This window comes from Spirosoma koreense, assembly GCF_054777875.1.
In genome coordinates this window covers 856,221-871,986 of sequence record NZ_BAAHAC010000022.1, presented here as the reverse complement: position 1 = coordinate 871,986, position 15,766 = coordinate 856,221, and the positions used below count along the sequence as shown (strand labels likewise).

General features: G+C 52.3%; 12 protein-coding genes. 4 read left to right on the top strand and 8 right to left on the bottom strand.

Annotated features, from left to right (window positions below):
* Window positions 1-893 precede the first annotated feature (893 nt).
* The 5 genes from ACYVC2_RS16900 to ACYVC2_RS16880 form a co-directional block, all read right to left on the bottom strand.
* Window positions 894-1,406: a DUF2380 domain-containing protein gene (locus tag ACYVC2_RS16900; protein WP_461103791.1), complete on the bottom strand. Its 513-nt coding sequence runs from the start codon at window positions 1,404-1,406 to the stop codon at window positions 894-896.
* Window positions 1,407-1,717: 311 nt separating this feature from the next.
* Window positions 1,718-3,691, bottom strand: a complete 1,974-nt coding sequence (locus ACYVC2_RS16895; RefSeq protein WP_461103789.1) for a sensor histidine kinase — start codon at window positions 3,689-3,691, stop codon at window positions 1,718-1,720.
* 158 nt (window positions 3,692-3,849) lie between these two features.
* Window positions 3,850-5,286, bottom strand: coding sequence for a Gfo/Idh/MocA family protein (locus ACYVC2_RS16890; RefSeq protein ID WP_461103787.1), 1,437 nt, complete (start codon window positions 5,284-5,286; stop codon window positions 3,850-3,852).
* A 214-nt stretch (window positions 5,287-5,500) separates the two neighbouring features.
* Window positions 5,501-7,033, bottom strand: coding sequence for a hypothetical protein (locus ACYVC2_RS16885; RefSeq protein WP_461103785.1), 1,533 nt, complete (start codon window positions 7,031-7,033; stop codon window positions 5,501-5,503).
* 59 nt (window positions 7,034-7,092) lie between these two features.
* Window positions 7,093-7,389: an SCP2 sterol-binding domain-containing protein gene (locus ACYVC2_RS16880; protein ID WP_461103783.1), complete on the bottom strand. Its 297-nt coding sequence runs from the start codon at window positions 7,387-7,389 to the stop codon at window positions 7,093-7,095.
* A 296-nt stretch (window positions 7,390-7,685) separates the two neighbouring features.
* On the opposite strand from ACYVC2_RS16880, the gene ACYVC2_RS16875 reads away from it, so the two are divergent.
* From ACYVC2_RS16875 to ACYVC2_RS16860, 4 genes are all read left to right on the top strand, one after another.
* Window positions 7,686-8,138, top strand: a complete 453-nt coding sequence (locus tag ACYVC2_RS16875) for a hypothetical protein (protein ID WP_461103781.1) — start codon at window positions 7,686-7,688, stop codon at window positions 8,136-8,138.
* 304 nt (window positions 8,139-8,442) lie between these two features.
* Window positions 8,443-8,898, top strand: a complete 456-nt coding sequence (locus ACYVC2_RS16870) for a DUF2147 domain-containing protein (protein ID WP_461103779.1) — start codon at window positions 8,443-8,445, stop codon at window positions 8,896-8,898.
* A gap of 111 nt (window positions 8,899-9,009) precedes the next feature.
* Window positions 9,010-10,032 (top strand): SDR family NAD(P)-dependent oxidoreductase, encoded by a 1,023-nt coding sequence (locus ACYVC2_RS16865; RefSeq protein WP_461103777.1) that lies wholly within the window; start codon window positions 9,010-9,012, stop codon window positions 10,030-10,032.
* 13 nt (window positions 10,033-10,045) lie between these two features.
* On the top strand, window positions 10,046-10,852 hold the full coding sequence (locus ACYVC2_RS16860) for a helix-turn-helix domain-containing protein (RefSeq protein WP_461103775.1): 807 nt from the start codon (window positions 10,046-10,048) through the stop codon (window positions 10,850-10,852).
* Between the two features lie 2 nt (window positions 10,853-10,854).
* Here ACYVC2_RS16860 and ACYVC2_RS16855 read toward each other — a convergent pair whose 3' ends face one another.
* The 3 genes from ACYVC2_RS16855 to uxuA all read right to left on the bottom strand — a co-directional run bounded on the left by ACYVC2_RS16855 (window position 10,855) and on the right by uxuA (window position 15,760).
* Entirely contained in the window at window positions 10,855-12,099 is a 1,245-nt protein-coding gene (locus ACYVC2_RS16855; protein ID WP_461103773.1) for an alkaline phosphatase family protein, read from the bottom strand.
* Window positions 12,100-12,201: 102 nt separating this feature from the next.
* On the bottom strand, window positions 12,202-14,343 hold the full coding sequence (locus ACYVC2_RS16850) for an alpha-glucuronidase family glycosyl hydrolase (RefSeq protein ID WP_461103771.1): 2,142 nt from the start codon (window positions 14,341-14,343) through the stop codon (window positions 12,202-12,204).
* Between the two features lie 190 nt (window positions 14,344-14,533).
* The gene (uxuA, locus tag ACYVC2_RS16845; protein WP_461103769.1) at window positions 14,534-15,760 is read right to left on the bottom strand and encodes a mannonate dehydratase; all 1,227 of its coding nucleotides are present in this window, start codon (window positions 15,758-15,760) and stop codon (window positions 14,534-14,536) included.
* Window positions 15,761-15,766 lie beyond the last annotated feature (6 nt).

The window sequence follows — 15,766 nt, the reverse complement described above, 5'->3', positions numbered from 1 at the left end:
GATTGTCAAATGCAAGTCATTGATTGAGCCTTTCGCAGGCTGAAGCAATGGCAGTATGACAAGGGAAAGAAGAGAAAGTAACTGTCTATCCGACAAAATCGAAAGCTATGTCACTTGAGATGAGTCAGATAACTCATCTCTACCAAATGCTACACCAGCATTTCTATCGTCATATCCTTGGCGGTGACCGCGCTCCGTATCAGGTCGATGTTACGCTGAAAATTCCGAAAAAATACGGTTCCCTATTCGTAAAGCAGACGAATAAAGGAGAGTAAGAGCCGCGTGTTTGTGTAAGTCAAAACCTTTGTATAGAAACCTGATTTAGCTCTTTAAATTAACTTCCTGAATAATGCTGTGCAATCCACCATTCAGGAAGTTAGTCTTTAATTAAGCATAAGATACAGTCTTGAAACTCTGCTCTGACTCTAGAAAACCAAATTAGTAAATTCACTAATCTTAGTTAGTGAGACGTTTGTCAGCTTATTCTGTTCAATAACTGTTTTCACTTTTTCGGTTGTCACAATCATTGCTGTGTCTTCTGGAATGAAGAAATCACTTCCGTCCCAACTCTCAAGAGAAAAGTAAACGCCTTTCCGTTCGGGAATAAATCCTGGGGGTAACTACTTCCTCAGTATACCATTCTTTAATAATTGGGCCACTTCTTCCCGTAGCAGACAAACCGAGGTAAGTGCTATTCGTTGGCTTTGTTTTTGAGCCTAGGATAAGCGTTGAATAGAACCTAATTCCCGACATATCCTTCAGTACATCGTAAAATTTAGGGCTGACAAAGTAAAGGCTAGCCCATCCCCCGAATATCAGATCTTTCCACTTTCCATCTTTTTTGATAGTAAACGGGACGGGCTCCTCTGTACTAGGACCATTTCTTATGATTTTCAGATAAGGAAAAGTTGAAGCATTCTCAACAGGTTCGACAAAAATTGCCCCCCTATCAGTTTTATCTGAAAGAACGTAAAACCCATCATATTGTGAAAAATCCGCTGGTCGCATTTGAGAATATAGCTAGAACCAAGAAATTGTAAATCGTATTTAGCCATCAAACTTTTGCTGAACTGGAATACTTCATCCCTTGTAGCATTGGGGTATGTCCTGAAAAACTTCTCCCATTCTCTATTGTATGCTGCTGCATCGAGATGAGGTCTAGCTTCCCACCAAACCCCAAATCTAGGTTCATGGATATTTATTCCTCTTTGAGCAAATTGTGCTTCAAATTTTCGGGCAAATATATGATGAGCATGGTATGCTTTTGTTGCTGGAGGTGCTCCTTGTAAAGCTCTTAGACTTATTCTGAAATTTGTTGCTTTGAAGGCTACCGAGGAGGCTCGTAAGACACCCACTCCCGGGAACAAAGCATTGACCGCCATAATCCGATCTATCTTGTACCACAAGTCACCCCAAGGGCCTTTAGGATAATCAGACCTAATAGGCATCCACCTAACCCCTGGAATTGTAGTTGCTAGTGAAGGATCGGCTGGTGGGCCTATGTAAGGCTCACTTTCCCCACCTCAGAGGTCATAAGACAGGGCCTCGTCTCTCATCAGCTGAAGCTATATATGTTGATGCTGAAGCGGGTGTTCCTTAAGGTGCATAGGGCCAGTGCGTTATTGAACAGCCAAAACCATTACAAAATGTGTCTTCAGCCAACTTTTGAGGGGGAGATTTTACCGAAAATGAGGCCTTAGAGCAACGGGATTACTCACTAGACCAGCACTTCCACGGTCGTGCCTTCATGAGCGACGACCCGGAAAGTACCACCTAGTTCCTGGGCGCGGGTCTGCATGTTTTGCAGGCCATAGTGGGGTTCGGAAATAGTGGCATTCGGCCAGGTGAAGCCCCGGCCGTTGTCGTGGATGCGCAGGTCGATATGCCCGTTGGCATGAACGTGTAGACGGACGTTGGCCTGGGTAGCCTGTGCGTGTTTGATCACGTTGTTGAGAGCTTCCTGCACGATCCGGAACAGGTTCAGCACCTGGGTCGAACTGAGCCGCTGTACCTGCGAACCGGTCACCTCGACGTCGACGTGCAGGCCGTCGGTTTCGTGTACGTACCGGTTGATGTATTGATTCAGTCGATCCGAAAACTCCTCTACCGTGAAGCTTTCCTGATGAATGGCCCAGATGGTTTCGCGCAGGAGTTTGACGGCCTCGCGCGTGTAGTTGACGATCGTTCGCAGTTGGCCCGACCATTGGCGACCGTTGAGCATGGGTTGCTTTTCGGCCTGATCGCTGATATGCGTCAGGTTGGTCACGACGAAAGCCAGGTGCGCACCCACGTTGTCGTGCAGATCGCGCGCTATACGCTCTTTCTCGACCAGCAGATTATTTTTCAGGGCCAATGTCTGTACTTCGGCCTGGTAGGTTCGCTGCTGCTGAATGGTCTGGTCTTTGATGAGTCGCTCGGTCTGGTCGCGGTCTATTTTATAGCGGTAAGCCAGCCCGACGGTCAGTACCAGCACTTCGAACAAAGCGGCCGGCGCATAATACGCAAAATTAGCCAGCGCTTTATACGTTGGCAGGATGCCGAAATTGGCAAACACCAGCCCGAGGTTCAGGGCGTAAAAAGGCGCTACGGCTACCAGATACAGCCAGGCTTCCTGAACGTGGTATTTCCGGATAATACTGATCACGATGAAGGCCACGATGACCGGCATAGGCAGCCAGTAAAGCAGGGTAAACAGACGGATCAGCGCTAGTTCCTGCGTTGGCGACAAAGACATAAACCACTCAGACGTCAGGGCGATCAGGCAAACAAGCCCACACCAAAGCACAATCGTTCCGATCTTGTGTAAACGTCGCGAGGGCGTATGCTTCAGCGGCAGGAAAGCCCGCACGAAGACAAGCTGCGAGTAGAACAGAATCAGCGGAAACAAAAAATAGACGTTCTGGCGGGGCATCCAGAACTGCTCCTCGAAAGCAAACTGATTCAAAAAGCCGTTGTTGATCACGAAAAATCCGACCAGCCCCAGCAGACAGAAAATGTATTTGGAATAAATGGGGTTGAATGTGTTCAAGAAGAAAATCAGGCTCATCAACGCTACGAACGTTAGTGTAAAGAGAATGCCGCCCCAGAACAGGTAGCTCTTCTGAACAGTCGACTCATAAGCCGATTCTCGCACGAGTGAGACAGGAACAACCTGCGTACCGCGGTGTTTGAGCACTCGCAGATAGGCCGTTACACTTTGCTGGCCAGGTACGGTAAACGGAAACCAGAAGTTTCGATGGTGCCGGATGCGCTGCGTGGACGGGATTTTCCAGCCCATGACCGGCGAAGTCGACAATACCCGTCCCGCGCTGTCGACCACAAACAGCTGAAGCTCGTCGAAACACCAGAAGTCGATTTCGGCCAGCCACGCTTGTGGTTGTGGGGCTGAATTCTTCAATCGAAAGCGTAACCAGACGGGCTTCGCCGTTTGTATGCCAGTGACGACGCCGAAATTAGGAACGGGTGAAGTTATAGGCTGAAAAGTCGCTTCGTGAGCCGGGCTGCTCACGTCCGTAAGAGTGCGCGTACCGGATGAATCCCGCAGATAAGCCAAATAGCCCTGTAGCCAAACCTGTCCCTGATCGGCCGGTAACGATACAATGGGTTGCTTACTCAATGGCTGAGCCAGCAGGCAGGGCGCCAACAGGCAATTGCCTATCAGAAACAGCAAAAGTTGGACAAAGCGTCTCATCAGCGGACGAGTGAACCACTAATGTAGAGGGTGGCAGGTTAAGAAGCAAGGAGCACAGGGCATAGGGCGGGGATTGATAGGATGAACCCGTTGTTATACTAAACTCTGCTCCCCCTACCCTATCCATTTCCCTATGCCCCATGCCCTTTCCCCATACCCTACAACGTATACCCGCCGTTATATTGGCGCCTGACGAACTGGTTGGCATAATCGAAGTTGGTGATTTTCATGTTGTCGCCATCCCAGAAGAGCTTTTTGCGGCCCGTGAACTTACCGTCCTCCCGGGCCAGATACGAACGGGTTGCCAGGTTACCCATCAGCACCGTCTCCGTCAGCGGTCCCGACTGATCGAAGGACGAAGACGTATAAGCCCCGTAGCCCTGCTTGCAGGCTTTTACCCACTGCTGCTGGTGTCCTTCCGTTTTTCCTTCTACCGGTGGCCGTTCGGGTGCGGGCAGGGCTTTGTCGGCAAATTTGTCCGACGGTAGTAGTTTGGGATTGTTACCGAATAGACCGCCCGTCAGCATGCCTTTCGTGCCGATGAACAGGATGCCGCCATCGATTTCGCGAAAGACTTCATCGTAGGCGGCCCCTTCGGGTAGTTGGGGCCGGATTCCGCCATCGAACCACGAAAACTTGATCTCTTTTACTTTTTTATCGTCTGAGGGAAACGTCAGGTGGATGGCCGACGAAGGCGGGCAGACATCGTCGTAAAACGCTTCCTTGAAGAAGTCTGCGTACACCGACCCGACGCTGCACTCCACCGACGTAGGGTATTTGAGTTTGAGCGCCCGAAACGGCACGTCCATGAAATGACAGCCCATGTCGCCGAGTGCACCAGTCCCGAAATCCCAATACCCCCGCCAGCGGGTAGGCATGTACGCGTCGTGATACGGACGCGTCGGAGCTGTACCGAGCCAGAGTGGCCAGTTTACTTCAGGCGGAACGGGCTGCGATTCGCCTTTGTCTTTTGGTGATGCAACGCCCTGCGGCCATACCGGTCGATTCGTCCAGCAATAAACTGTGTGCACATGGCCGATCATCTTCTTCTCGATGGCCGTTTCGATGATCCGCGTCGCATCGCCCGAACTACCCTGGTTACCCATTTGAGTCACTACTTTGTATTTGCGGGCGGCTTCGGTCAGCATGCGGGCTTCGTAGATATCGTGCGTCAGCGGTTTCTCTACGTAAACGTGCTTACCCAGTTGCATAGCCGCCATTGCGATGGGTGCGTGCATATGATCGGGCGTGCTGACGATAACGGCATCGAAACTCTTTCCAGCCTTATCGAACATCTCCCGGTAGTCCTGAAAATAAGGCGCGCTGGCGAATTGAGCCCGGTATTTTTTAGCCTGTCGGTCATCGACGTCGCACAAGGCTACGACATTGTCGGAACCGTTGTTATACGCCAGCCTGATGTTTACATCCGCTTTACCGCCACAACCGACAGCCGCGATACTGAGTTTATCGGAAGGCGCTATGATCCGCTTTCCATCCGACGCTTTTCCGCCCAGCACATGCCGCGGCACGATCAAAAAACCGGCAGTGGCCAGCGCACCGCTTTCTAAAAACTTACGACGAGTGGGTTTAGTCATATTTTCTACAGATTAAATGCCACAATATACACTCTGGCAACTGAAGATCAGTTGGTGCTGCTAGTACTTATTTTCGGCGGAGACTATCATACTAGAGCTATAATGATGTAGTGCGACCCTGTAGGGGTCGAATAATTATAGAAGGCGAGATTACCTATACATATTCGACCCCTACAGGGTCGTACAAAACCACCTTGTATTAGTCACTTTGCTATCAACGCTTTGCCAGATAGCGATAAAAGAGAAACTGCTTCGGATCGTGGGAGTAAAAATTATTGACACTGCTCAGCATGTGCGCCGGATCGTTATTTTCGTCGAGCTGGGGGTCGGCCAGCGAACCGACCGCGTTGAGCAATATGGGCTTGTCGGTAAACGAAAGGCTACGAATCAGACTGTAAATGGGGGTTTGGAAGGAAAGCACGAGCACGCATAGAACGCCATAAAATTGCGTACGCCGACCTTGTTTTTCGTAAAACTCGATCAGAGCCGTCAGCGTCATGATGAGCAACACTGTCAGGAAAGGTATCGACCCGCGCGAGGCTAAATCATTCCAGGTGCCAATCACCCAGAGGGGCAGCAGAAAAAGCACTACGAAAATCAGCCAGAACCAGAGCCTATAGGCGCGATAGGTCGACTTAGCGAAGAAATAGATAAACGCCAGATAGACACCCACTTCCAGAAAAAACGTCACGACATAACTACCGACCAGTAGCGTGTTCAGAACGGGGCCACGAGTCAGGTAACGGGCCCAGAAAACAGTGTTCTGTACCGCGCCCGAATGCGCCTGGTAAAACAGCGCGTAGCTGATCAGAATCACCAGTACACCCAGCGTATCGGGTCGCCAAAGTGCCTGAAAAATTTCCTGGCCGTAATCCTGTACGGTTTTGCCGGCCCGGTACGTTGCCAGCAGGTAATACAATCCGTGCGCCAGCACCAGCCCAACAAAGCAGAAGGGCGAATAAGCGAACAGAATAACCAGGGGTAACACCTGTAATTTTTTGGCGTCGTTCAGGATGTACAGGGTCAACAGCCAGGCCGGAACAGCCTGATTGAACGGATTATAAAGATCGGCGGTAAAGGAGGTGTAGAAATAATAGTAGTACGTTTCGGAAAGCGCATCAATGGGCGGCAGACTCCGCCGGATCAGCAGGTACCCGAACAGATCGAACCCGCTCCAGAGAATAAACAGCCCAACGCAGACCAGCGCGTAGTTGAAACTGAACAAGCGATTCAGGTAGTAGAATGAAAGCAGAATACCGATGTACGTCCAGAGTACTAAAAACGCACTGGCCACCGGATAGCCAAACACTTTCCCGATACAGGCTGCAGGCAGCCAGAACGTGAAATAGTAATTTAAGGACGAGTGCTTCCCGGCTAATTCCCGAAAGTGGTAATCGACCGGAAAATCATAGTAAATCGGCCAGTCGAAGGTGATCAGGTCGTGAAAAATGGCGTTTCGGCCATGATGATCCCAGTCCTGGTTGGTGTAGCCGCCAATGCCGGAACAATAGACCCAGACAAAGGCCATGATCGCGATCAGGCTTGTTCTCCTCCAGTCGATGGGCTGAGGGGTCAGGGCAGGAGCCTTCTCGATTCGCTTCGTGTAAACAACTGCCGAATAGATCAGGAGCAGCGTAGCCGGAATGGCGACCATCGGGCGTAACCAGCCAAGAAAGAAAATAGCGATTGGGATGAGTCCGTACAGAAAGGTGAGTGTGTGGATCAACGGATCGTATCGGTACCGCATACGTCAAAAAAGAGGAGGTATGGAAAGAGGACACCTCAGTGAGGTGTCCTCTGGTGTGCTTAGCCCATAATCTGGCCCATCTTCATGGCGATTCCCATGTCGCCTTTGATCTTCAGTTTCCCGCTCATCACGGCCATCATCGGGTTCAGATCACCCGTTCCGATTTTGACCAGATTGTCGATACTTACGTGCAGGTCACAGTCGGCGGGTTTGTCGGTATTGGAAACCACAGCGGGCGATTGAGTCGCATCGATATACACAACGCCTTGGTCGGTAACGAGTTTGATAGTCGCGTTGATGTTGTCGGCGTGCGTAACTTTAGCCCGTATCTGCTCGGTCAGTTCCTGCAAAGTCATGGTAGTTGAGATTTTGTAAATAATAAAATGAACTCTCCCGCGAAAATAAGCTTTTTTCAGGATGGCATCGGTGTGGCTCCGAAAGTAATCAGGACCAGAAACCGCTTTTTATTTAACGTAGTCAAACCGATTCGGTCGATCGATCAGTTCTTAGCAGACCTTTCGCTTCAGGCTGTGCCACCGCAACAACAGGCCGTGGTTATCCATGTTGTTCAAACAAACCGTGGCACGGCCTGAAGCGAAAGATCTGCCCAGGTAAGTACAACCCATTTCAAAACGGCAAGGCCGCCTTACGTATGCGTTCGCAATTTTTAACCCTACTCTGCATTCTCACTTTTCTTAGCTGCGCCTGGAATATCTCCGACTCGGTGGTATCTCTTATTCAAACCGATGCGGTTTCAGAAACCACTCAGGTCGAACGAACGGCCACACCAGACCCCCAGAAAGCTCCGCCCAAGCAATACTATGAAGACCGCTCTTCGGGCAACGAACCCATGGATGAAGATCCGGATCAGGTCCAGACCTTAGCGGTGGCCCAGCTTGCCTATGCCGTGCCTACGCTGCTGGGAGCCATTCTGATGTTCCGGCTACGCCGAATTGGCTTCTGGATTTATGTAGCGGGCGTGGTCATAGGGTTCATTCTGCCGATTGTGCTGATTGGGTTTGGCGCGCTCAACCATTCGTTCGGGGTATTTTTCAGCCTTCTCTTTACGGGCTTATACTGGGTGTCGCTGAAGGAAATGCATTGACGACCAGAAGACCATCTCAGGCACATTGCTTTGGGTATCGATTAAACTTTTCCTCAAAAAAACCATCCATTCAGTTGCGTACCTTGCCTGGTCTGTGTTTCAGGTACGGCTCGTCAACGAAATTCCGTCTGTCCGTCAATGGTCTATACTCCACGTGCATATGTCTACACCAGGGTAGCCTTCGCATCTGATCTTTATCCGATCGATTTTCATGGCGATTTTCAACAACGGCTCCGCCAAACTGACCTTTAATTTGTTTATACAGGAAAAACCCAAATCACGATCGCTCAACGCCTTGACACTCATGACTGCCCTTCGCCTTTCTATCCTTTCCCTGTTGGTTTGCCTGACCCTGGCTGCAGCGGCTCCCAGGGCCGACGACCCCGATGCGCTGCTGGGAAAATGGCTCAGCTCGAAGAAGCGCAATCAGGTTCAGATTTATAAGCAGGGAAACAAGTATTACGGCAAGCTGGTCTGGATGCTGGAACCCAACGACCCGGTTACCAGAAAGCCGAAAGTAGACGTTGCCAACCCCGACGAAAAGCTGCGTATGCGACCGCTGATGCAGATGATACTGTTGTCGGATCTAGTCTATAAAGGAAACAACGTCTGGGGCGATGGGCAGATTTACAACCCTGAAGACGGAAAAACTTACAGTTGCGACATAACCCTGAAAGACCCCAACACCATGGATCTGCATGGGTACGTGATGGGCATCAGCTTCCTGGGCCGAACCCGCAGCTGGACGCGGGTGAAATAATCTTTTGCTGGATTAGTCCGTGGTCCTCAGAACAAATAAATTAGGTCTTTAAAACAAAATAGTCAGAAAACGCCCCGTCTACCTTTGTTCCAACCAATCAGCATGTTAAAAATGGAACAATCAATCGCAGTAGACAATTACAATCCCGGTCTGCAACAGCCAATCGGTTCTGGTTTTACCGCCACATCGACTACCGCCGATGTAATTGATGGAATTGACCTGACAGGTAAAACGGTCATTGTTACCGGCGGCTACGCTGGCATCGGCCTGGAAACGGTAAGAACCTTTGTATCAGCGGGCGCCGAGGTAATCGTACCCGCCCGCGACCGCGACAAGGCGGCTCAGAACCTAAATGGTCTTCAGCATGTAGCCGTCGAAGCGATGGATTTGATGGACCCGGATTCGATCGATGCCTTTGCGGAAAAATTCCTCCGTACCAATCGTCCCCTCCACATCCTGGTCAACAATGCAGGAATTATGTGGGTACCGTTGAAACGGGATGCCAGAGGCTATGAATCACAGCTTTCGACGAATCACCTCGGTCATTTTCAGCTTACAGTCCGGCTTTGGTCCGCTTTGCAACAAGCGAATGGAGCCCGGGTAGTTACCGTATCTTCATTTGGGCATCAGATTGCCCCGTTTGATTTTAATGATCCTAATTTTGAACACCGGCCTTACGAAACGCTGGTAGGCTACGGTCAATCCAAAACTGCCAATAACCTGTTTACCGTAGAACTCGACCGGCGGGGTAAAGATGTTGGTATACGAGCTTTCTCACTTCATCCTGGTTCGGTAAACGGGACCGATCTGGGGCGGGTTGCGCCCATGCAGCTTTTTCAACAAATGGGCACCCACGATGCTGATGGCAATTTATACCCCGAAGTAGCTCGGAAACTGAAGACCATCCCGCAGGGAGCCGCCACCACAGTTTGGTGTGCGACCAGCCCACAACTGGCCAATCTGGGTGGTGTCTATTGCGAGAATGCCGACATCGCCGAACTGGACCTCGGCAACATTGACCACCACTACGACGATCCATTAACTCTGCGGGGTGTTAAGCCTTACTCGGTCGATGCAGAACAAGCAAAACTTTTGTGGACGTTGAGCGAAGAACTAACTGGTGTAAGCTTGTAACAACGAAAAAAGCGTGGGACATCAGACGCACTATATCCATCCCGACTTAAAGCTATCAAGCTTTGACGACCGATTTTACAAGGCCGATGTGCTGTTTGACGAACATCTGCTGGTCTGGCTTATATCCGGTGAAACCAAGATCCTGCAGGGCGGCAGAACGTACTGGTTTAGGCCCGGCGATACCGTGTTCTTTCCGCGCAACGAACTGGTTACTGTTATCAACTATCCCAAAGATGGTATGCCGCATCAATCGGCGGTGATGCATCTGACCCCGGCGCGGCTCACTACTTTTTATGCTAAACAAAAGGTTGACGTCAGACCCAGGCAACTGCCTGGGTTCCGCACGTTCGATAAGCATCCGCTACTGAATAGTTGTCTGGCCTCCCTGGTTCCCTATTTCGATCTGCCCGAACCGTTGCCGGAAACGCTGGCCGCACTAAAAATAGAAGAAGCCATTACTATTCTTCGGTCTATTGATTCGGATATCGATGCGTTGCTGGCCGATTTTAACGAGCCCGGTAAAAAAAGCCTCACCGATTTCATGGAGCAGAACTATATGTACAACCTACCGATGGCTAAGTTCGGCTACATGACCGGTCGCAGCCTGACAACCTTCAAGCGCGATTTTAAAAAGGCGTTTCAAACCACCCCGCAGAAATGGCTGACGGCGAAGCGGCTGGAACTGGCTCATTACCAGATCCGGGAGAAACAGCGAAAGCCTTCGGACGTGTATCTGGAAGTTGGGTTTGAGAACCTTTCCCATTTTGGCTACGCATTTAAAAAGCGGTTCGGCTACGCACCCACCGAAACGCCGGTTTAGACTTATTTTTCCACCACCCAGCGGTTCAAACAGTTATGGGGAGCTTCGAGAACAATCTTGAAGAAACCGGCCGGTAACTTCGACACATCGATGCGGGCCGATTCGGCTTTAACGGGTACTTCGGCCATCAGATGGTAATCGTCCCGTTTGCCTTCTTCGAAGTGATTCGTAGTCGAGAGCCAGACTTTCACAGTTCCCTCCGGCTCAACGGCCTGCCAGCTTAGGTTCAACTGGCTTCCCTCCTTTTTCACAACCGGCTCGGCAATCGACAGTTTGCCGGTCAGCGAGATACCGTCGAGTTCGAAGGCCTGTTCCTTCGGAATCGTAAGATTCAGATGACGGGCCATCGTGGGCATGATGTCGACAATGGCGGGTTTGTTTTTTCGGAACTGGCTGTTCAGGTCACGGGCGTTGGTCACGATCCAGGTATTGCGTTCGCGGTCCGATTGCCCACCGTGGTCTTTACCCGTATCGGTTGTCCGGCCATGATCGGTCGTGATAAACACCTGCCAGTCTTCGCCAAAAGTTTTTTGCCGGTACTGAATGGCTTTCCACAAACGTCCCATCTGGCTGTCCATCATACCGATAGCTTTATAAAATTGCTCGCTGTCGCCGTAGCGGTGGCCCATATCGTCGGTATATTCCAGATACACCCAGGTCAGATCGGGGCTTTCGTCCTGAATGTACCGCGTAGCTTCGTCGATCACCTTCTCATCGATCCGGTGAATGTAGTTTTTCTCTTTATCGTGCGGAAACAGGAGCGTGTCGCGTTCCAGGCCGTCGAACGAGTAATCGATGCGCATACGGTTGGTTTGGGGTAGATCTTCACCGATCAGCTTGGTTCGGTTGTCGAGCCAGGTCGAGAAAATGGCGGTTTTCTTCTGCGGATACTGGGTTTCGAAGAAGCGGAAGATGGTCCAGTACTGATAGTTCGGGTCTTTGATGCTGTTGTCCCAGACGTTGTGCTTGTTCACCCACGTACTCGTCAGCAGGCTGTTGTACCCCACGGCCGAAATCGTCGGTGTCTGTGAGTACGTGCTTTTCTGCCCACCTACATACGCCCGGGCGTAGCCACCCACGCTGGCAATGGCTTTCAGGTTGGGCGTCGGCTGTTTTTCGATGACGTCCGCCGGAATGCCGTCGACAATCACGAACAGGGCTTTTTTGGGTTTGGTCTGTGCCTGGCTCAACTGGCAAACCAGCGTACAGCCCAGAAAAAATAACAATTTGTTGAAGTCTGATTTCATAGTCGACATATGGTTTCTGAGGGTTTGGCAAGGCGTGCCACGGTTCTAAACCGTGGCACGCCTTGCCAAACCCTCAGAAACGAACCTCCTGGGCTTGTTTTCTTACCGTAGGCGGTAAATATCGACCAAACGTTTCACATCCTCCAACGTGCGATCTGGTTTTTTGAAGGGAGCCGGAATAGGTTGTCGGGCGTAGGACTGCAGATACAGCACCCAGGCATCGCGCCACCAGATGGCTTCTTTATGCTGCGTAGCTAGCCGCCCCGATACGTCTGCAAACAGTTCTGGATCGACAGCGGGCTTCACCTGTGCCCACTGCTGCTGCAACCAGCCCACCGAATCGGCGCCTGTATAAAACCGCGTGCAGAGCTCATCCCAGAGGGTTCGGCCCGTACTCAGCTTTTTCGTCCATGGCACATGATGAAACCACAGCAGGTATGGCAACGGACAGGTTTCGGCCGTCTCCCAAACCCGCCGAACCTCGGGCCGGTACTGCGCCAGCGCATCGCTGCCGGTGGAAGTCCGGTCGAAACCCAGCCCGACGGAATCGGCGCGGTGGTAGTAAATGGCCGTCCAGTCTGGGCGCGGACTCTGATTCTGCCAGGGTTCGGGAGCAAAGTGAACCCCGGTCCAGGGACGTGACAGTCCCAGGGGTGTATTGTAATTGACGTAAATCTCCCGCGATTTCAGCAGCATATCCGTAATCGTCCTGACGGCGCGGGGCTCCTGCGTGATCGTGAGCTTCACCCATTCGCGGGCAATGGTTTCGGGCGACAGGGTATGATCCCACGCCAGCCGGCCGAACGCATACCAGTTGGCCTGCGCCATCGGGTTGCCCGTCCAGTTCCGGTCCGAACCGGTGTTGGCTACACCCGCCATGGCCGTCAGCGCGTACCCGTGTAAACTCCCGTCGACCACCTTCGACACGGTCGAGCCTTTTCCGGCTACGTACGTATCCGAATCGAGGCATTCTTTAAAGATCGGCGCTTCGTAGACCAGATGCGTAGCAAAGCCCGTGTATTCCTGGGTGATCTGAAATTCTATGGCCAGTGGAGTCTTCGGCATATTCCCAAACAGGGGCGAAAACGGTTCACGAGGCTGAAAGTCGATCGGACCGTTTTTCACCTGCACAATGACGTTCTTTCTAAACTTGCCATCCAGGTGTTTGAACTCTTCATAAGCGGCTTTGAACCGATCGGCCTTAGGGTCGGCTTTGTAAACGAAGGCGCGCCAGAGCACGATGCCGTTATAGGGCGCCAGCGCATCGGCCAGCATGTTGGCTCCATCAGCATGGTCGCGGCCGTAATCCTGCGGGCCCGGCTCGCCTTCCGAGTTGGCTTTGACCAGGAACCCGCCGAAGTCCGGAATGGCGGTGTAAATTTCTTTGACTTTATCGGCCCACCATTTTTTCACGTCCGGTTCGAGCGGATCGGCCGATTTCAGCCCGCCGATGGTTTTGGGAGCCGGAAAATACACCGACAGATACAGCCGGATGCCGTAGGGGCGAAATACGCTGGCCAGTGCCGCTACTTTCTCCAGATACTCAGCCGTCAGGAAGCGGGGGCTGGCGTTTACGTTGTTGACAACCGTACTGTTTATCCCCAGCGATGCATTGGCGCGGGCGTAGTCGCGGTAGCGCGGATCGACGGTAGCGGGCAGTTCAAACCATTTCCAGAGCGACTCACCGGCATACCCGCGCTCGATTGTGCCGTTGGTGTTGTCCCAGTGGTTGAGCATCCGATACCGCACCTTGGGGCTGCTGCTGATCGAAAGCGCTTCGATCGGCTGCGCGGTTTGCAGATGGCGAAGCAGGGCAAACACGCCGTACAGCACCCCGGCTTCCGATTTCCCCGTAATGGTCATTTCCGCTGGTTGGCCCGCTCTCTGGCTGACGATGCGGTAGCCTTCGTCATTCAGGTTCGCCACGTCGGCAGTCGGCGCTTTGCTCACGGTCAGCCGAATACCCCCTGGCCGGTTACCGGCGTTGGTCACGATAGGGACTGGTTTGCCCAGCAAGCCCTGCAAGCCAGCCTGTAGTTCCTCCGCTGCAGTTTTTAGTATAGTCCCATTACCGTCGAGCGCGATAAACGATGCCGAACGGGCGTAGGCTTCCCGCCGGGCCGCGTCATTGATCCGGTCGTATTTCAACCAGAGCCGGTAGCCGTCGTCGCCAAGCGCCGACCTAAACGCGGTGAAACTCAGCAATAAGACAATCAGAATGTTGATGCGGTTCCGGGAAATCATGTCATCTATTTTTTGCCTTGTTGAGCATTAGAATCATTTTTAAACGTCGTTTTTTGTTGAATCAACGAATGCATTTTTGTCATTCCGACGGCAGGAGGAATCCTGTAACATCCTCAGCTAGTTGCCAGGGACACGTTAAGATTCCTCCTGCCGTCGGAATGACAAAACAAGGCTAATCTTCGAACCAGGCTTATTCGGTTTCGGCCAGCGATCGCTGGATACCCATTTCCAGCCCCCGGATTTCTGCCAGGCCCCGCAGCCGACCGATGGCCGAATAGCCCGGATAGGTTCTTTTGTGCAGATCATCAAGCATCTGGTGGCCATGATCGGGGCGCATAGGAATATGGGTTTCGCCGACGCCGGTTTGTTCCCGCCGTTTCTGTTCCAGCACCAGCGCCTTCACTACGGCGTACATATCGACATCGCCCGCCAGGTGATCGGCTTCGTAAAACGTACCGGGATTGTTTGGTAGTTCGGGGCCTTCCCGCTTGGTCGTGCGTAAGTGTACGAAATGAATCCGCTCGCCAAAGCGCCGGATTATGCCGGGCAGATCATTGTCGGAGCGGATGCCAAGCGAACCCGTGCAGAAAGTAATGCCGTTGGCGATTAGGTCGCTGGCGGCCATCAGTTGCGCGAGATCCGCTTCGGTGCTCACCACGCGGGGCAGCCCCAGCAGCGGGTACGGCGGATCGTCGGGGTGAATGCAGAGATTGACGCCCACCTCCTGCGCGACCGGTGCCACCTGCTGGATGAAATAGTAAAGATTTTCCCGAAGCGCCTGGTCGCCGATGACAGCATATTCGTTCAGCAGCGCCTGAAACGTATCGAGCGAAAAAGCTTCTTCCGAACCCGGCAGTCCCAGCAGTACAATATTCGTCAGGGTCTGAATTTGCTCGGGAGTCATCTGGCCGAACGTCCGGCGGGCCAATTCGCTCAGCTCAGGCCCGTAGTCGGCTTCGGCCTTCGGTCGCTTCAGGATGCACAGATCGAACACGGCAAAATCTTCCCAGACAAACCGGAGCGCCCGCGAGCCGTCGGGCATTTCGTAGGTCAGGTTCGTCCGCGACCAGTCGAGCACCGGCATGAAGTTGTAACAGACCGTTCGTATGCCGCAGGCCGCCAGGTTCCGGATCGACTGCCGGTAAGTTTCGATGTAGGCATCGCGTGTGGGTCTGCCTTTTTTGATGTCTTCGTGTACCGGCAGACTCTCGACCACGGCCCAGTGCAGGGGCGTATACGTTCGATTGTCGGCTTCGATAAGCGCTTTTCGGTCTTCGATCTCCTCAATGGTCCACAGCGTTCCCACCGGAATCTGGTGCAAGGCCGTAACTACGCCCGTACAACCCGCCTGCCGGATATCCATCAGCGAGACCGGGTCGTGTGGCCCGAACCAGCGCATGGTTTGTAGCATACTCATTTATTA

Bases quoted from the DNA above. Each gene is read 5' to 3' on its own strand.
- ACYVC2_RS16865 (WP_461103777.1), top strand. From the start codon at position 9,010: ATGGAACAATCAATCGCAGTAGACAATTACAATCCCGGTCTGCAACAG.
- ACYVC2_RS16870 (WP_461103779.1), top strand. From the start codon at position 8,443: ATGACTGCCCTTCGCCTTTCTATCCTTTCCCTGTTGGTTTGCCTGACC.
- ACYVC2_RS16850 (WP_461103771.1), bottom strand. From the start codon at position 14,343: ATGATTTCCCGGAACCGCATCAACATTCTGATTGTCTTATTGCTGAGT.
- ACYVC2_RS16890 (WP_461103787.1), bottom strand. From the start codon at position 5,286: ATGACTAAACCCACTCGTCGTAAGTTTTTAGAAAGCGGTGCGCTGGCC.
- ACYVC2_RS16885 (WP_461103785.1), bottom strand. From the start codon at position 7,033: ATGCGGTACCGATACGATCCGTTGATCCACACACTCACCTTTCTGTAC.
- ACYVC2_RS16895 (WP_461103789.1), bottom strand. From the start codon at position 3,691: ATGAGACGCTTTGTCCAACTTTTGCTGTTTCTGATAGGCAATTGCCTG.
- ACYVC2_RS16855 (WP_461103773.1), bottom strand. From the start codon at position 12,099: ATGAAATCAGACTTCAACAAATTGTTATTTTTTCTGGGCTGTACGCTG.
- ACYVC2_RS16875 (WP_461103781.1), top strand. From the start codon at position 7,686: ATGCGTTCGCAATTTTTAACCCTACTCTGCATTCTCACTTTTCTTAGC.
- uxuA (WP_461103769.1), bottom strand. From the start codon at position 15,760: ATGAGTATGCTACAAACCATGCGCTGGTTCGGGCCACACGACCCGGTC.
- ACYVC2_RS16880 (WP_461103783.1), bottom strand. From the start codon at position 7,389: ATGACTTTGCAGGAACTGACCGAGCAGATACGGGCTAAAGTTACGCAC.